We start from the raw sequence: 15,676 nt of genomic DNA, 5'->3' as shown, positions 1-15,676 counted from the left end.
GGGGTTGTTTTCGCGGAACCGAGTTTGAAGGGTGCGAATCCGGGAATCCATTTGACTCCTCCCTGATTCTGATTCGACTCCGCGCCGTCCCCAACTTAACAGTTTCCGTCATCAAATCGTCGCTTGTGCGGCAGGCCGAAACTCCATCTAGTGCTCACTAAATAGAGCCCCGCGACATGTTGCGTGAACGGAACAGGACTCTCGGGGGAGTCAGCGATTCGGCCGCGATTCGTTCTGGAGTCGTTCCGAAACTTAAGGCCAGCGGGAAAAGCGTCGCAAAGTGAGACAGTTGCGCGGGATTTTTGGAGGCGCCTCCCATTCCCGTCACCCTGAGGTGGCCGCTTCTTCAGCGGCCCTCGAAGGGCGACGGGCCCGGCTGCTGCCGCGAGGATACGATCGGCGAGATCCGGGCCGCGCATCCTTCGAGGCTCGCTTCGCGAGCACCTCAGGATGACGGATCAGGCACCAGCCCACGACGCGCCCCAAACAGCACTGACATTCGCCCCAATCGGCACTACCTAATCAGACAGATGCCCTTTTCCTCCTCCCCCTTCGGCTCCGAGCGCTCCCATTCCGATCGCGTGCCTGGCGCTGGCGTCACCGCGGTGCTCGGGCCGACCAATACCGGCAAGACCCATCTCGCCATCGAGCGGATGCTCGCGCATTCGTCCGGCCTGATCGGGCTGCCGCTGCGGCTGCTCGCGCGCGAGGTCTACAACAAGATCGTCGCGCGGGTCGGGCCCGAGGCCGTCGCGCTCGTGACCGGCGAGGAGAAGATCAAGCCGAGATCGCCGCGCTACTGGGTCTCGACCGTCGAGGCGATGCCGCGCGACCTCGATGTCTCCTTCCTCGCCGTCGACGAGATCCAGATCGCCTCCGACCTCGAACGCGGCCACGTCTTCACCGACCGCATCCTCAACCGCCGCGGCCGCGACGAGACGCTGCTGCTGGGCGCCGCCACCATGCGCCCCATCATCGAGCGGCTGCTGCCCGGCGTCTCCATGATCACCCGCCCGAGGCTGTCGCAGCTGGAATTTGCCGGCGACCGCAAGATCACCCGCCAGCCGCGCCGCACCGCCATCGTCGCCTTCTCCGCCGACGAGGTCTACGCCATCGCCGAGCTGATCAAGCGCCAGCATGGCGGCGCCGCCGTGGTGCTGGGCTCGCTGTCGCCCCGCACGCGCAATGCGCAGGTCGAGATGTTCCAGAATGGCGACGTCGACTATCTCGTCGCCACCGACGCCGTCGGCATGGGCCTCAATCTCGACGTCGACCACGTCGCTTTCGCCTCCGACCGCAAATACGACGGCTACCAGTTCCGCCGCCTGACGCCGTCCGAATTCGCGCAGATCGCCGGCCGCGCCGGCCGAGCCACGCGCAACGGCACCTTCGGCACCACCGGCCGCTGCGGGCCGTTCGAGCCCGAGCTCGTCAACGCGCTGCAGAACCACACCTTCGACAGCGTGAAGATGCTGCAATGGCGCAACTCGAAGCTGGATTTCTCCTCGCTCGGCGCACTCCAGGTGTCGCTGAACCAGTCGCCCGGCCATGAGGCGCTGACGCGCGCCCCGATCGCCGAGGACATGCGCGTGCTCGACCACGCCGCCCGCGACGCCGATGTGCGCGATATCGCACATGGCAAGGACGCGGTGGAACGGCTGTGGGAGGCCTGCCAGGTCCCGGATTACAGGAAACTGTCGCCCGCGGCCCACGCCGAGCTCGTCACCACGCTCTACGGCTTCCTGATGCAGAAGGGCTGCATCCCCGATTCCTGGTTCGCGGCCCAGGTCGACCAGGCCGACCGCGTCGACGGCGACATCGACACGCTGTCGGCCCGGATCGCGCAGATTCGCACCTGGACCTTCGTCGCCAACCGCCCGGACTGGCTGAGAGACCCCGAACGCTGGCAGGGAATCGCCCGCGAGGTCGAAAATAAATTATCGGATGCGCTCCATGAACGCTTGACTGAGCGTTTCGTTGATCGCCGGACCAGTGTATTGATGCGCCGCCTGCGGGAGAACACGAGCTTGAATACGGAAATCGGCAAGACCGGCGAAGTCATCGTCGAAGGCCATGTCATCGGCCGCCTCGATGGCTTCACCTTTGCACCGGATGCGGCGGAAGCCGGCTCCGATGCGAAAGCCTTGCAGGCTGCCGCGCAAGCGGTGCTCGCCGGCGAGATCAACGCGCGGGCCGAAAAACTGGGCGGCGCGCCCGACGAGCAGTTCGTGCTGACGTCGGAAGGCACCATCCGCTGGACCGGCGACGCCGTGGCGCGACTGTCTGCCGCAGAGGACGCGCTGGCGCCGCGCATCCGCATCATCTCCGACGAGCGTCTCAGCGGCCCGCCGCGCGAGAAGGTGCAGGCGCGGCTCGAGCTCTGGCTCAAGACCCATATCGAGAAGCTGCTCGGGCCGATGTTCGAGCTCTCCAGGGCCGAGGACGTCACCGGCATTGCCCGCGGCATCGCCTATCAGCTGGTCGAGGCGCTCGGCGTGCTCGAGCGTCCCAAGATCGCGAGCGAGCTGAAGGATCTCGACCAGTCCTCGCGCGCGACCTTGCGCAAATACGGCGTCCGCTTCGGCGCCTATCACATCTATTTCCCCGGGCTTTTGAAGCCGGCCGCCCGTGCGCTCGCCGCGCTGCTGTGGGCGCTGAAGCAGGACAATGTCGATCTGTCCTCGCTGTCGGGCGCGCAGCATCTGGCCTCTTCGGGCCGCACCTCGTTCCCGGTCGACAAGCAGCTGCCGCGCGATGCCTATCGCGTGCTCGGCTACAAGCAGGCCGGCGAGCGCGCCGTCCGCGTCGATATCCTGGAGCGCCTGGCCGATTTGATCCGCCCGGCTCTGGCCTGGCGCGAGAATTCGCCCGGCGAAAAGCCCGCCGGCACGTTCGACGGCCGCAGCTTCATCGTGACGCAGGCGATGACCTCGCTCACCGGCTCGGCCGGCGAGGATTTCGCCTCGGTGCTGCGCGCGCTCGGCTATCGCATGGAGAAGCGAGCTCCGCTGCCGCCGAAGCCTGTCGCTGCCGTTGCGGAGACGACGGCCGCCGAGGCTGAAGTCGTCGCGACCGAAACTCCGGTCGAAGAGGCGGCAGCGCCCGCGGACACCCCAGTCGAAGCCGCCGCCGAGCCTGTGACCGTCGAAGACGCGCCCGGCATGGAGCAGCACGACGAGCCCGCCCCCGAAGAGCCGGCGCTCGAAGCGTCCCCCGAGGCACCCGTCACGCCCGAAGACGCCCCCGGCATCGCGCCGCCTGCGGAAGAGGCTGCTGAGGCTGCTCCCGCCGAGGCTGCTCCGGCCGAGCCGGAAGCCGCCGCATCGGCCGATGCCGCCGCGCCTGCGGAAGCCGCAGCCACACCTGCCGAGCCTGAACTCATCGAAGTCTGGCGTCCTGCCGGCCGTCACGAGGACCGCAAGCCGCGCCACGAGCGTCATCGTCACCAGCGCCATCACAATCAGCGTCCGCAGGCGGGCGCCGAAGCAGGCGCCGCGCCCGCCGAGGGTGCTGCCGGCGAAGCTGCCGAAGGCGCCAAGCCGGGCGAGCGTCATCGTCATGGCGGCGGTCGCCGGGATTTCCGCAAGCCACGCGAGGGCGGTGCTGAAGGCGCGCCGCGTCAGGAAGGGCGCGAAGACAAGAACCGCCGCTTCGAAGGCAAGGATCGCGACAAGAACAAGGGCAAGTTCGGCGGCGATCGCAACAAGGGCAAGCCCGGTGGCGACCGCGACAACCGCGGCCGCGACCGCGACAAGGGTCGCGATCGTCAGGGTGGTCCCTCGCTGCGCCCCTACGCCTCGAGCGCGAACCCGCGCGAGCGCGATCGTCCGGTCGATCCGAACTCGCCCTTCGCAAAACTCGCTGCGCTGAAGGAGCAGCTCGCGGGGCGCAAGGAGTAGCCCCACGAGCGAGCGGCAGCGCCTCGACAAATGGCTATGGCATGCGCGGGTGGTGAAGGCGCGCACCTCCGCGGCTGAGCTCGTCGAAAAAGGCCGCGTCCGCATCAACGGCGCGCGCGAGACATCGCCGGGGCACCCGATCAAGACCGGCGACGTGCTCACCATCGCGCTGGACCGCACCGTGCGGGTGTTGAAAGTCACTGCCTTCAACGAGCGCCGCGGCGATGCCGCCTCGGCCCGCGCGCTCTACGAGGAGCTCACTGACGGCAATCCGGATTCTCGACGCAATTAATTGCGCCTTGAATTCATTTCTTGGTCCGTCAAACACACAAAGCCGTCATGATCGGCCGTTCCCGACCTTGCAGCGCCGGGCCATCCGCGCTACGCAAGCCGCGACTTCTAAAAGAGCTTTTCGGAGCGTTGGATGACTTACGTCGTCACTGAAAACTGCATCAAGTGCAAGTACACCGACTGCGTCGAGGTCTGCCCGGTCGATTGTTTCTACGAGGGCGACAACATGCTCGTCATCCATCCTGACGAGTGCATCGACTGCGGCGTGTGCGAGCCGGAATGCCCCGCCGACGCCATCAAGCCGGATACGGAACCGGGCCTGGAAAAGTGGCTGTCGGTCAACGCCGACTACGCCAAGAGCTGGCCGAACATCACCCAGAAGAAAGAATCACCCGCCGACGCGAAGGAATTCGACGGGATGGAAGGCAAGTTCGAGAAATATTTCTCCCCGAACCCCGGCTCCGGAGACTAATTCGGGCTCAAACTTAACCCTAATACCTTCGTGAACGCTGAAAACCAGCCCTGAAGACCCCTAAATCATTGATTTTTGCGGGAAATGTGCTATATTGGGCACATTAAGCTGAACCCCCGTCAGCCCAGTTGGCCCCGTTGGGTTCCCGTGAAACCAAATGTCGAACAGGGGCGTGGCAGTTTCCGCGCGCAGGCTGTGTCACAGAAAACGCGTAAAAAGAGTACTTCAGCGAGGGCTTCCCATAAGGAGGCCAAAAAAGTCGCCGCGGCCAGCCGTAGCGCATCCAAGGGTCGGGCCGCTGCCAAGGCGCCGCCGGCTGCAAAGTCCTCGAAGAACAAAAGAAGCGCAATGCCTAACAAGACTGCCAAACCGGCCGCGAAAGCGACCGTTGCAAAGCCTGCTGCCAAGCCCGCTGCCGTCAAGGCTCCCGCTGCCAAGCCCGTTGCTCCGAAGGCCCCTGTTGCTGCCGCCCCTGCCAAGGCCCCCGTTGCTGCTGCCAAGCCGGCCGTGAAGGCCGCTGCACCCGCGCCGAAGGTCGAGGAAAAGAAGGTCGTGACCCAGCGTCAGGGCTTCAAGGCCAACGAATTCGTCGTCTATCCCGCTCACGGCGTTGGCCAGATCCTGGCCATCGAGGAGCAGGAGATCGCCGGCGCGAAGCTTGAGCTGTTCGTCATCAACTTCATCAAGGACAAGATGACGCTGCGCGTGCCGACCGCCAAGGTCGCCAATGTCGGCATGCGCAAACTGTCCGAGCCGGCGCTGGTGAAGAAGGCGCTCGAGACCCTCAAGGGCCGCGCTCGCGTCAAGCGCACCATGTGGTCGCGTCGCGCCCAGGAATACGAAGCGAAGATCAACTCGGGCGACATCGTCGCGATCGCGGAAGTCGTGCGCGACCTCTATCGCTCCGAATCGCAGCCTGAGCAGTCCTACAGCGAACGCCAGCTCTATGAAGCGGCGCTCGATCGTCTGTCCCGCGAGATCGCGGTCGTGCAGCACTCGACCGAGACCGAAGCGGTCAAGGAGATCGAGGCCCAGCTCGCCAAGAGCCCGCGCCGCAACGCCAAGGCGGAAGCCGCCGAGGGCGAAGGCGAGGCGGATGCCGAGGGCGAGACCGACGAGACCGATGGCGACACCACCGTCGCCGACGAGGCCGCGTAAGCTTCTCATCGCGTCGATCGCAACACATCAAGCCCGGCCGCTCGGCCGGGCTTTTTGTTATCGCCTTTTTGTTATCGATGGCTCAGCGCCGGGCTTTGCGCCGTCCGGCCCAGACCAGTCACTCCGGATGCGGGTTCACTCGCAATACCGCTTGCCGTTGAAGTCGAAGCACTTGGCGGCGCTGATCGAGGGGGCGCGGTGGTGTAGGCGATAGGCCGCCGTCCGAACCCGCAGATGACGCGGGCGGACATGAGGTACGGGAGCGGTGCATCGATCCGCCAGATCCTTGTCGACGACGGCTGTCCAGGAGAAGCGTCCGCCGTCCGAGCGACAGATCAGGGCAATCGATTTCTGTATGCACAGGAACGCGCCGTCGCTGTAGCTCCTGCTGGCGTAGACGCAGGTCGGCGTGGCCTGCTCGGCCTGGCCCGGCGTGGCGGCTGAAAGCACCGCGAACGCGGCCAGCGCGATGGTGAGACTGTGCGACGTCTTCATGAATGGGGCTCGCTATGGTCGGAATGGCGGGGCGCGCTCTCGGCACCCGGTTTTAGTCTAGTGCTCGAAGACATTGCCGGCCTGGATCGAGCAGCTCGTATTGCTCACATGTGCCTCCTTGATCTCGAGCCTCGCTCCATTGATCAAGGAGCGGCCGCGTGCGATTGCGGTGCCGTTCTCCCGGCCGAGTACCACATTGGCGGTACAGCCCGAGAAATCCGCGTTGAACTCGATCCGCACGAGACGGACACCGCCGGCGAACTGCGTCGTCACGATCAGAGACCGGCCGCTTAGCCGGGCCTGCTGACTTCCCGCACCGTCCGATCCGACACTGCTGGCCTGGCCTGTTTTCGGCCTGCCCCTACCGCCGCCGTAAACTGTCCGCCGCGCGAACACGCGGCCCTCCGACGACACGTAGGCACTGAGCGTGTGCGAAGAGCTCTTCGGCGCAAACTCGCCCATGCCGCCCAGGCGCTGAAGCCTCTCCTCGGTCCATCCCGCCGTCACTGACTTGCCACGCAGTTGCGGCGCGGCGCCTTGCGCCAGCGCCGGGGACAAGCTTGCAGCGAGCAGAAGCGAACACCATCGCGCGCGCGCCAGTAACATCTCCGCCTCCAAAATTATCTGAAAAACAATATTCGTCTGTGCGCGTTCTTACAGACATGGAGTCACGGCCGCAGAGTGCAATTCACGTCCAGGATGTATCGATCCATCGCTGCTTGCCAGTGGGATCATCGATGATCGCAATTGCGCGGTCAAGATCGGCCGGCCTGGGGCACTGGAGCGAGGCGGCGAAGTCGGGCCGCAATGTCAGTATCGTCCCGGACCTGCGCGAGGCCTAGCCGGACGGCAGTTCACTTCACCGGCCGCTTCTCGAGCTTCCGTGCCAGCGTGCGCCGGTGCATGCCGAGCCGCCGCGCCGCCTCCGAGATGTTGAAATCGGTCTCGATCAGCGTCTGGTGGATGCGCTCCCATTCCAGCGTCTTGATCGAGGTCGGCCGCGCATCGAGCGCGACTTCGACATTGCCTTCGGCCTTGTTGAAGGCGGCCTCGATGTCGTCGGTGTTCGACGGCTTTGCCAGGTAGTGGCAGGCTCCCAGCTTGATCGCCTCGACGGCGGTCGAGATGCTGGCAAAGCCGGTCAGCACCACGATCAGCATCTCCGGATCATGCGTATGCAGCAGCTCGACGCAGGCAAGGCCTGAGGCGCCGCCGAGTTTGAGGTCGACGACGGCGTGGCCGAAGGACCGTTCCTCCAGCACCTTGCGGACCTCCTCGATCGAGGCGGCGAGCACGACATCGTAGCCGCGGCGCTCGAACGAGCGCTTCAGCGTGCGCGCGAAGCCGGCATCGTCCTCGACGACGATGAGCGATCGGTCAGGCGTCAAAGCTGCCTCCGATCGCGAGCGTTGCGAGCGGTAGCGTCAGGCGGACGGTGGCGCCACGCTTGCGATGATTCTCGGCGGTCACGCTACCTCCGAGCTTGCGCACGACGTTCACCACCAGGAACAGGCCCAGCCCGCCGCCGGCGCGGCCCTTGCTCGACTGGTAGGGCTTTCCGAGCTGCGCCAGCATTTCCGGAGCGAAGCCGGGACCGCGATCGCTGATCGACAGCACGAGATTGTCACCCTCGCGCTCGGCCAGAAATTCGACCCAGCCACGCGAGACCTCGTAGGCGTTGTCGAGCACGTTGAAGATCACCTGTTTCAGCGCAACGTCCGAGACGATCGCGACATCCTCGCCGAACGTATTGACGAAGTAGAGCGTGCGCGCCGAGCGCGCGTCGCGCCACTCCTCCACCAGCGCCGTGACGAAAGCCGTCACCGTGGTTGGCGAAGAGCCTTCGCCGCGTGCTTCGCCCGCCGACACCAGGATTCCCGTCACGATCGATTTGCAGCGCTGCAGCGAGGTCTCCATCTCCGAAAGATCCTCGGCGAGCTCCTGATCGGCGGCGAGATCCGGCATGCGGCGCCAGTCGCTGAGGATGACCGAGAGCGAGGCGAGCGGCGTGCCGAGCTCGTGCGCCGCGCCGGAAGCGAGCAGGCCCATGCGCACGATGTGGTCCTGCTCGGCCGCATGCTGGCGCAGCGCCGCCAGATGGGCGTCGCGCTCGCGCAAGTTCCTGTTGATGCGCGTGACAAAGACGACCAGCAGAACCGCATTGAGGGCGAAGCCCAGCAGCATACCGGCCACGGTCAGCGTGTAGGTCTCGCTGAGCGGATTCGGCGGCAGGTCGAGCGGCCGGTGGGCCAGCGTCAGCCACACCAAGCATGCGCAGGTCAGCGCGACCAGCGACCAGGTTGAGCGGGCATCGAGCAGCACCGCGCCCAGCGTGACCTGGAGCAAGAACAGCGAGGTGAAGGGATTGGTGGCGCCTCCGCTGAGGTAGAGCTGCGCGGTCAGCGCGGCGACGTCGAGCATCAGCGCGACCAGCAGCTCGTTGTTGGTGATCGCGGCGCGATGACGTACCCAAACGAGGCTCGAAACGTTGAGCAGAAGCAGCGCGCCGATCACCGCGCCCATCCGCTCGAGAGGCAGGGGGATGCCGAGCCCGAAATGCACGCCGCCGATGGTCACGATCTGGCCGACCACCGCGGTCCAGCGCAGCTGGATCAGCAGCGCCATGTTCTTGCGGTTGGTCTCGTCGTCGGTCGGCGCAGCGCCGATCAACTCGCTGCGCGCGTCCGCCTGCGATTGCAGCGTGACGGCCAGCCCGCCAATTGATTGAGGGGGCGTCTTGCCGTCGTCAGGTCTGCTCGACGATCGTTCCAGCATCTGATCCCGTCCTGCGGGTGGAGGCATCTGCTCCGCCAGCCGGTTCGTGGACGAAGCGCTGGCGACGGAACAGCCCGCCGCCGAATGTGACGAAAAGCCAGCCGGCCAGCATGAAAGCCAGGGCAAACCACGTCAGCGCGTAGATCAGGTGGTTATTGGGAAAGCGGACCACGGTCAATCCGCCGATGGGGCCACCGCCTGATTGTGATCCGGCGTCGGCGTCGACGAAAAAGGGCGCGGCCTCGTGGAGGCCACGGGCGGCCGCAATCGCGGCAACATCCCGCGAGTACCAGCGGTTGTGCTGGGGGACATTGTTCCGGAGGAAGCCGCCTTTCGGCTCGGACATGCGCAACAGGCCGGTGATCTCGACCGGGCCGCCCGGACTGCCGTTCCGGCGTGCCGATGCGTCGCGCCGCTCGGACGGCACGAAGCCGCGGTTGACCAGAACCTGCGTGCCGTCGCCGCGCTGAAGCGGCGTCAGCACCCAATAGCCGGGGCCTTCCTCGGTGACAGCCTGAACCAGCGTCTCGCGGTCGTGCAGGAAGCGGCCGGTGAGGCTGACGTGCCGGTATTCGTCGTTCGCGGCGGTGACCGCGGACCATGCCGCCCGCGAGGGGATCGGCTGGGCGGGGGCGTGAACGCGCTGCTCGACGCGGTCGATCAGCGCCAGCTTCCAGGCGCGGCGCTCGACCTGCCAGACGCCGAGCGCGATCAGAACGGCAAAGGCCGTAAGCGAGAAGACCGCGAGCCACATGGACGGGGAGCGCGCAGTGTCGTCGCGCGCCCCCTCTGTATCGGTCGTCGCGGTCCGGATCTCGCTCACTTCATTCCGGTCATTTGGTGGATCGGCATCATGTTGCTGTTGAGGTGGTTCATCACCCACAGCGAACCGGACAGCGCGATCACCACCATGACGATGGTGAAGATCAGCGCCATCATGGTCCATCCGTTCTCGGATTTGGGGCTCATGTGCAGGAAGTAGATCATGTGCACGACGATCTGCACGACCGCGAAGGCCATGATGACCAGCGCCGTGATCTGCTTGCTCGGAAGCGCGCCGCTCATCACCAGCCAGAACGGGATCGCGGTCAGCACCACCGAGAGCACGAAGCCGAGCATGTAGCCCGAGAACGTGCTGTGGGCGTGGCCGTCGCCGTGGTGATGGTCGTGCGCGCCAGCTGCGTGAGTATCGGTGTTCATCGCAGAACTCCCAGGAGATAGACGAAGGTGAAGACGCCGATCCAGACCACGTCGAGGAAGTGCCAGAACATCGACAGGCACATCAGCCGGCGCCGGTTGGCCTCGATCAGGCCGAACTTCCAGACCTGTACCATCAGCGTCACCAGCCAGATCAGGCCGCAGGACACGTGCAGGCCGTGGGTTCCGACCAGCGTGAAGAAGGCGGACAGGAAGGCGCTGCGCTGGGGCGTCGCGCCTTCATGGATCATGTGGGCGAACTCGGAGAGCTCGATGCCGATGAAGGCGAGGCCGAACAGGCCGGTGATGGCCAGCCACAGCTGCGTCTGGGCGATCTTGTTCTGCTGCATCGTCAGCATGGCAAAACCATACGTGATCGACGACAGCAGCAGCATCGTGGTGTTCACCGCGACCAGTGGCAGCTCGAACAGGTCCTTTGGCGCGGGGCCGGCGGCGTAGTTGCCGCCGAGCACGCCGAAGGTGGCGAACAGGATCGCGAAGATGAGACAGTCGCTCATCAGGTAGATCCAGAAGCCCAGCGAGGTGCTCCAGCCTTCCGGATGCGGGTGCTCGTCAGCGATGTAGAACACCGGCTCGCCGGCTTGCGAGGAAGGGAAAGCGACAGTCATTTACTTGGCTCCGGCGAGCAGTTTGGTGCGCGCGTCCTCGGCCCGGACGACGTCGTCGGCCGGAATGTCGAAGTCGCGGTGATAGTTGAAGGTGTGACCGATCCCGACGGCGAGCATCGCGATGAAGCTCGCAGCCGCCAGCCACCAAATGTACCAGATCAGGCCGAATCCCATCGCGGTGGCGAAGCCGGCGAGGATGATGCCGGTGCCGGTGTTGCTGGGCATGTGGATCGGCTTGAACCCGGTGAGCGGACGCTGGTAGCCGCGCTTCTTCATGTCCCACCACGCGTCATTGTCGTGAACGACGGGGGTGAAGGCGAAGTTGTAGTCCGGCGGAGGCGAGGAGGTCGCCCATTCCAGCGTGCGCGCGTCCCAGGGATCGCCGGTGACGTCCTTGAGCTGCTCGCGCTTGAGGAAACTGACCGCGAACTGCATCAGCATGCACATGATGCCGATGAGGACGAAGACAGCGCCGATTGCGGCGATGACGAACCAGATCTGCAGGCTCGGATCGTCGAACACGCGCAGCCGGCGGGTCACGCCCATCAGGCCGAGCACGTAGAGCGGCATGAAGGCGAGGTAGAAGCCGGTGACCCAGAACCAGAACGACATCTTGCCCCAGAACGGATCGAGCCTGAAGCCGAAGGCCTTCGGGAACCAGTAGGTGATCCCGGCGAATGCGCCGAACACCACGCCGCCGATGATCACGTTGTGGAAGTGCGCGATCAGGAACAGGCTGTTGTGCAGCACGAAGTCGGCCGGCGGCACCGCGAGCAGCACGCCGGTCATGCCGCCGATCACGAAGGTCAGCATGAAGGCGATCGTCCACATCATCGGCAGCTCGTAGCGGATACGGCCGCGATACATCGTGAACAGCCAGTTGAACATCTTCGCGCCCGTCGGGATCGAGATGATCATCGTGGTGATGCCGAAGAACGAGTTGACGCTGGCGCCAGAACCCATCGTGAAGAAATGGTGCAGCCAGACCAGGTACGACAGGATGGTGATGACCACGGTCGCGTAGACCATCGAGGTGTAGCCGAAAAGGCGCTTGCCGGAGAAGGTCGAGGTGACTTCCGAGAAGATGCCGAAGGCGGGGAGAACCAGGATGTACACCTCGGGATGACCCCAGATCCAGATCAGGTTCACGTACATCATCGGGCTGCCGCCGAAATCGTTCGTGAAGAAGTTGGTGCCGACGTAGCGATCGAGCGAGAGCAGCGCGAGCACGACGGTCAGAACGGGGAAGGAGGCGACGATCAGGACGTTGGTGCAGAGCGAGGTCCAGGTGAAGACCGGCATCCGCATCATGGTCATGCCGGGCGCTCGCAGCTTGACGATGGTGCAGATCAGGTTGATGCCGGACAGCGTCGTTCCGACGCCGGCGACCTGCAGCGCCCAGATGTAATAGTCGACGCCGACGTCAGGACTGTAGCCGATGTTCGACAGCGGCGGATAAGCCAGCCAGCCGGTGCGGGCGAACTCGCCGATGAACAGCGAAGCCATCACCAGCACCGCGCCGCCGACCGTCATCCAGAAGCTGAAATTGTTCAGGAACGGGAATGACACGTCGCGCGCGCCGATCTGCAGCGGCACGACGTAGTTCATCAGGCCGGTCACCAGCGGCATCGCCACGAAGAAGATCATGATCACGCCGTGGGCGGTGAAGACCTGGTCGTAGTGATGGGAGGGGAGGAAGCCGTCGGAACCGCCGAACGCGAGCACCTGTTGCGCGCGCATCATGAGCGCGTCGGCGAAGCCGCGCAGCAGCATCACGATGCCGAGGATCATGTACATGATGCCGATGCGCTTGTGGTCGACGCTGGTGAACCATTCGCGCCAGAGATAGCCCCACAGGCGGAAATAGGTGAGGCCACCGAGCAGCGTGATGCCACCGAGCGCAACCACCGCGAAGGTGCCGACGAGGATCGGCTCGTGCAGCGGCAACGAATCGAGGCCGAGACGGCCGAAGATGAGCTTGAGAAGATCAGGAGACATGCGAGCTCTCTTTAGGAGTCTGACTTCAGGAGTCTGACTTGGGACGTTGTCCGAGGAAGAATGACGAGGACTTGAGCGGCGTGAAGATCGGCCGCTTCAGGCCGGCGCCCAGCAGCGGCGCGGTGTCGGTCGGAGCCTTGATCGACGCGGTGGTCTGGCCCTGCGGCGCATCCGGCGTGCAGCTGCCGGCGACGAAGGTCGGCTCGGGTCCGAACGCGGTGCCGCGGCGGGCGTATTTGTCGTAGGCCAGCGGCAGCGTGTTGTTCAGGCCCTCATGGCCGCGTCCGCCCTTGGCGTCGATCGCCATCATCTCGCTCTGGCACATCTTGCCGGTCTCGACGCACATGTTGAGGATCAGGCGGTAGAGATCGGAATCGATGGTGCCGTAGCGGCGCACCGGCTCGTTCTGGCTGGGCTTCTCGAGCTGGAGATATTCGGCGCGGCCGAGCGAGCCGCCGGCGGATTTGGCACTGGCGACCCAGGCGTCAAAACCCTTGTCGTCGAGGCCCTGGAAATTGAAGTGCATGCCGGAGAAGCCGGCACCGCTGTAGTTCGCCGAAAAGCCCTTGTAGGTGCCGGCGTGGTTCACCACGGCGTGGAGCTTGGTCTCCATGCCCGGCATCGCGTAGATCTGGCCGGCAAGCGCGGGGATGTAGAACGAGTTCATCACCGAGGACGCGGTGATGCGGAAGTTGATCGGGCGATCGACGGGCGCGGCGAGGTCGTTGACGGTGGCAATGCCGTAGTCAGGATAGATAAAGAGCCACTTCCAGTCGAGCGCGACGACGTCGACCTCGAGCGGGGCCTTGGACAGGTCCACGGCGCGATCGGCATGGATGCGGCCGAGCGTGCGATAGGGGTCGAGCAGATGCGTGCCCATCCAGGTCAGCGCGCCCAGGCAGATGATGATCAGCAACGGCGCCGACCAGATCACCAGCTCGAGCTTGGTCGAATGATCCCATTCCGGCTCGTAGCGGGCCGAGGTGTTGGACTGGCGGTAGCGCCAGGCGAACATCACCGTCAGCGCCATCACGGGGACGACGATCAAAAGCATCAGGAGAGTGGAGATGATGACGAGGTCGCGCTGCTGGGCAGCGATGTCGCCGGCTGGCGCCAGCACGACGTAGTTGCAGCCACTAAGCGCAACTGCCAGGGGTAGCAGCGCCAGGATCTTGAGACGGGACACGGGCCGAGCCTTTGAGAATGAGTTTTGTTTGCGGGGGCAACGGGTAGCTGCGGCGCAGCAATCCGGACATTGGACAATTTGTCCAATGTTGCAGTGCGGAATGTTGGGTCAGACAAGCCCAGATCGCCTGGCGCCCCGCCGGGCGGTTGGCTTTGGTTTTCAGGACGTTAAGGGCGCACGAATGGCGACGGCACAGACCCCCGCAATGGCAGACCTCCACTCGGGCGAACACGGCCACGACCTGGCCAGTCCCGGCGAGATCGCCATCGGCGTCATCATCGGCCGCACCTCGGAATTCTTCGATTTCTTCGTCTACGCGATCGCCTCGGTGATCGTGTTCCCGCGCCTGGTGTTTCCGTTCACGAGCGAACTGACCGGGACCCTCTATTCCTTCATGATCTTCGCGCTGGCCTTCGTGGCCCGGCCGATCGGGACCGTCATTTTCATGACGGTCGACCGAGAGTACGGCAAGACGGCCAAGCTGGTCTCGGCGCTGTTCCTGCTCGGCACCGCCACCGTGGCGCTCGCGTTCCTGCCCGGTTATCACGAGATCGGCGTTGCGGCGATCTGGCTGCTGGCGCTGGCGCGTATCGCGCAGGGTCTGGCCTGGGGCGGCGCCTGGGACGGCATGGCCTCGCTGCTGGCGCTGAACGCGCCGCCCTCCCAGCGCGGCTGGTACGCGATGGTGCCGCAGCTCGGCGCGCCGCTCGGGCTGATCGTGGCGAGCGCCTTGTTCGCCTATTTCGCCGGCAACCTCTCCGCCGATGATTTCTTCGACTGGGGCTGGCGCTATCCGTTCTTCGTCGCCTTCGCCATCAACGTCGTGGCGCTGTTCGCGCGCCTGCGCATGGTGACGACCGAGGAGTATGCGTCGCTGTTCGAGACCCGCGAATTGCAACCCTCGCGGATCTCCGAGACCGTTGCGCGCGAAGGCCATAACATCATGCTCGGCGCGTTCGCGCCGCTCGCAAGCTTCGCGCTGTTCCACATGGTGACGGTGTTTCCGCTGTCCTGGGTGTTCCTGTTCACCCGCGAAAGCCCGGTGCGCTTCCTGATCATCGAGATCGTCGCCGCCGTGTTCGGTGTCGTGGCGATCGTGCTCTCCGGCGTCATTGCCGACCGTGTCGGCCGCAAGTCGCTGCTGATGGGATCGGCGATCGCGATCGCGATCTACAGCGGCTTCGCTCCGCAGCTGCTCGACGCCGGCGCGTTCGGTGAGACCATCTACATGGTGATCGGCTTCATCCTGCTCGGGCTGTCCTTCGGTCAGTCCTCCGGCGCGATCGCCTCGAATTTCAGGCAGGCCTATCGTTACACGGCCTCGGCGCTGACCTCGGACATGGCCTGGCTGTTCGGAGCAGGCTTCGCCCCGCTCGTTGCGCTGCTGCTCGCCACCAATCTCGGCGTCATTGCTTCGGGTGCCTATCTGCTCTCCGGCGCGTTCTGGACCCTGCTCGCGCTGTGGCTCAGCGGCCAGCGCGAGGCCGGCGATATGGACGCTGGCGCTTAAGCCGCCCGCGGAGGCCTGCACGAACCCCGGATTGCTCTGCGCTCCATCCGGGCTTCTGTAACGGGC

The 15,676-nt window shown here is 65.1% G+C and carries 14 protein-coding genes; 5 read left to right on the top strand and 9 right to left on the bottom strand.

Annotation, left to right across the window (positions count from 1 at the left end; all coding sequences use genetic code 11):
* The first annotated feature begins 530 nt into the window (after positions 1-530).
* The 4 genes from WHZ77_RS31550 (at position 531) to WHZ77_RS31535 (ending at position 5,820) form a co-directional block, all read left to right on the top strand.
* A complete protein-coding gene (locus WHZ77_RS31550) occupies positions 531-3,899 on the top strand; it encodes a helicase-related protein (protein WP_375311494.1) in 3,369 nt (1,122 codons plus the stop codon).
* Positions 3,900-3,948: 49 nt separating this feature from the next.
* The gene (locus WHZ77_RS31545; RefSeq protein WP_375311493.1) at positions 3,949-4,191 is read left to right on the top strand and encodes a S4 domain-containing protein; all 243 of its coding nucleotides are present in this window, start codon (positions 3,949-3,951) and stop codon (positions 4,189-4,191) included.
* A 132-nt stretch (positions 4,192-4,323) separates the two neighbouring features.
* Complete coding sequence (gene fdxA / locus WHZ77_RS31540) at positions 4,324-4,662, top strand: ferredoxin FdxA (RefSeq protein ID WP_011082989.1); 339 nt, start codon at positions 4,324-4,326, stop codon at positions 4,660-4,662.
* 348 nt (positions 4,663-5,010) lie between these two features.
* On the top strand, positions 5,011-5,820 hold the full coding sequence (locus WHZ77_RS31535; protein ID WP_375311492.1) for a CarD family transcriptional regulator: 810 nt from the start codon (positions 5,011-5,013) through the stop codon (positions 5,818-5,820).
* Between the two features lie 135 nt (positions 5,821-5,955).
* On the opposite strand, the gene WHZ77_RS31530 is transcribed toward WHZ77_RS31535, so the two are convergent.
* From WHZ77_RS31530 to cyoA, 9 genes are all read right to left on the bottom strand, one after another.
* The gene (locus WHZ77_RS31530; protein WP_375311491.1) at positions 5,956-6,315 is read right to left on the bottom strand and encodes a hypothetical protein; all 360 of its coding nucleotides are present in this window, start codon (positions 6,313-6,315) and stop codon (positions 5,956-5,958) included.
* Positions 6,316-6,372: 57 nt separating this feature from the next.
* Entirely contained in the window at positions 6,373-6,921 is a 549-nt protein-coding gene (locus tag WHZ77_RS31525) for a hypothetical protein (RefSeq protein WP_375311490.1), read from the bottom strand.
* A gap of 248 nt (positions 6,922-7,169) precedes the next feature.
* Positions 7,170-7,703: a response regulator transcription factor gene (locus tag WHZ77_RS31520; protein ID WP_014439278.1), complete on the bottom strand. Its 534-nt coding sequence runs from the start codon at positions 7,701-7,703 to the stop codon at positions 7,170-7,172.
* A complete protein-coding gene (locus WHZ77_RS31515; protein WP_375311489.1) occupies positions 7,693-9,090 on the bottom strand; it encodes an ATP-binding protein in 1,398 nt (465 codons plus the stop codon). The genes WHZ77_RS31520 and WHZ77_RS31515 overlap by 11 nt, the downstream gene beginning before the upstream one ends.
* Positions 9,062-9,913, bottom strand: a complete 852-nt coding sequence (locus tag WHZ77_RS31510; RefSeq protein WP_375311488.1) for an SURF1 family protein — start codon at positions 9,911-9,913, stop codon at positions 9,062-9,064. Before WHZ77_RS31510 ends, WHZ77_RS31515 begins: the two co-directional genes overlap by 29 nt.
* A complete protein-coding gene (gene cyoD, locus WHZ77_RS31505) occupies positions 9,910-10,290 on the bottom strand; it encodes a cytochrome o ubiquinol oxidase subunit IV (RefSeq protein ID WP_375311487.1) in 381 nt (126 codons plus the stop codon). Before cyoD ends, WHZ77_RS31510 begins: the two co-directional genes overlap by 4 nt.
* Positions 10,287-10,916, bottom strand: coding sequence for a cytochrome o ubiquinol oxidase subunit III (gene cyoC / locus WHZ77_RS31500; RefSeq protein WP_375311486.1), 630 nt, complete (start codon positions 10,914-10,916; stop codon positions 10,287-10,289). The genes cyoD and cyoC overlap by 4 nt, the downstream gene beginning before the upstream one ends.
* Complete coding sequence (gene cyoB / locus WHZ77_RS31495) at positions 10,917-12,914, bottom strand: cytochrome o ubiquinol oxidase subunit I (protein WP_375311485.1); 1,998 nt, start codon at positions 12,912-12,914, stop codon at positions 10,917-10,919.
* 25 nt (positions 12,915-12,939) lie between these two features.
* Complete coding sequence (gene cyoA, locus WHZ77_RS31490) at positions 12,940-14,100, bottom strand: ubiquinol oxidase subunit II (RefSeq protein WP_375311484.1); 1,161 nt, start codon at positions 14,098-14,100, stop codon at positions 12,940-12,942.
* Between the two features lie 181 nt (positions 14,101-14,281).
* On the opposite strand from cyoA, the gene WHZ77_RS31485 reads away from it, so the two are divergent.
* Positions 14,282-15,610 carry an MFS transporter gene (locus WHZ77_RS31485; protein ID WP_375311483.1) on the top strand — a complete coding sequence of 443 codons (1,329 nt, stop codon included), beginning with the start codon at positions 14,282-14,284 and terminating at the stop codon, positions 15,608-15,610.
* The last annotated feature ends 66 nt before the right edge of the window (positions 15,611-15,676 follow it).

It is taken from the genome of Bradyrhizobium sp. A5, assembly GCF_042076515.1.
In the GTDB taxonomy this organism is placed as follows: domain Bacteria; phylum Pseudomonadota; class Alphaproteobacteria; order Rhizobiales; family Xanthobacteraceae; genus Bradyrhizobium; species Bradyrhizobium cosmicum.
Note: the sequence above shows the minus strand (reverse complement) of the source record. Positions and strands in the feature narration are given on the sequence as shown.

Bases quoted from the DNA above. Each gene is read 5' to 3' on its own strand.
- WHZ77_RS31550 (WP_375311494.1), top strand. From the start codon at position 531: ATGCCCTTTTCCTCCTCCCCCTTCGGCTCCGAGCGCTCCCATTCCGAT.
- fdxA (WP_011082989.1), top strand. From the start codon at position 4,324: ATGACTTACGTCGTCACTGAAAACTGCATCAAGTGCAAGTACACCGAC.
- WHZ77_RS31535 (WP_375311492.1), top strand. From the start codon at position 5,011: ATGCCTAACAAGACTGCCAAACCGGCCGCGAAAGCGACCGTTGCAAAG.
- WHZ77_RS31530 (WP_375311491.1), bottom strand. From the start codon at position 6,315: ATGAAGACGTCGCACAGTCTCACCATCGCGCTGGCCGCGTTCGCGGTG.
- WHZ77_RS31525 (WP_375311490.1), bottom strand. From the start codon at position 6,921: ATGTTACTGGCGCGCGCGCGATGGTGTTCGCTTCTGCTCGCTGCAAGC.
- WHZ77_RS31515 (WP_375311489.1), bottom strand. From the start codon at position 9,090: ATGCTGGAACGATCGTCGAGCAGACCTGACGACGGCAAGACGCCCCCT.
- cyoD (WP_375311487.1), bottom strand. From the start codon at position 10,290: ATGAACACCGATACTCACGCAGCTGGCGCGCACGACCATCACCACGGC.
- cyoC (WP_375311486.1), bottom strand. From the start codon at position 10,916: ATGACTGTCGCTTTCCCTTCCTCGCAAGCCGGCGAGCCGGTGTTCTAC.
- cyoB (WP_375311485.1), bottom strand. From the start codon at position 12,914: ATGTCTCCTGATCTTCTCAAGCTCATCTTCGGCCGTCTCGGCCTCGAT.
- WHZ77_RS31485 (WP_375311483.1), top strand. From the start codon at position 14,282: ATGGCGACGGCACAGACCCCCGCAATGGCAGACCTCCACTCGGGCGAA.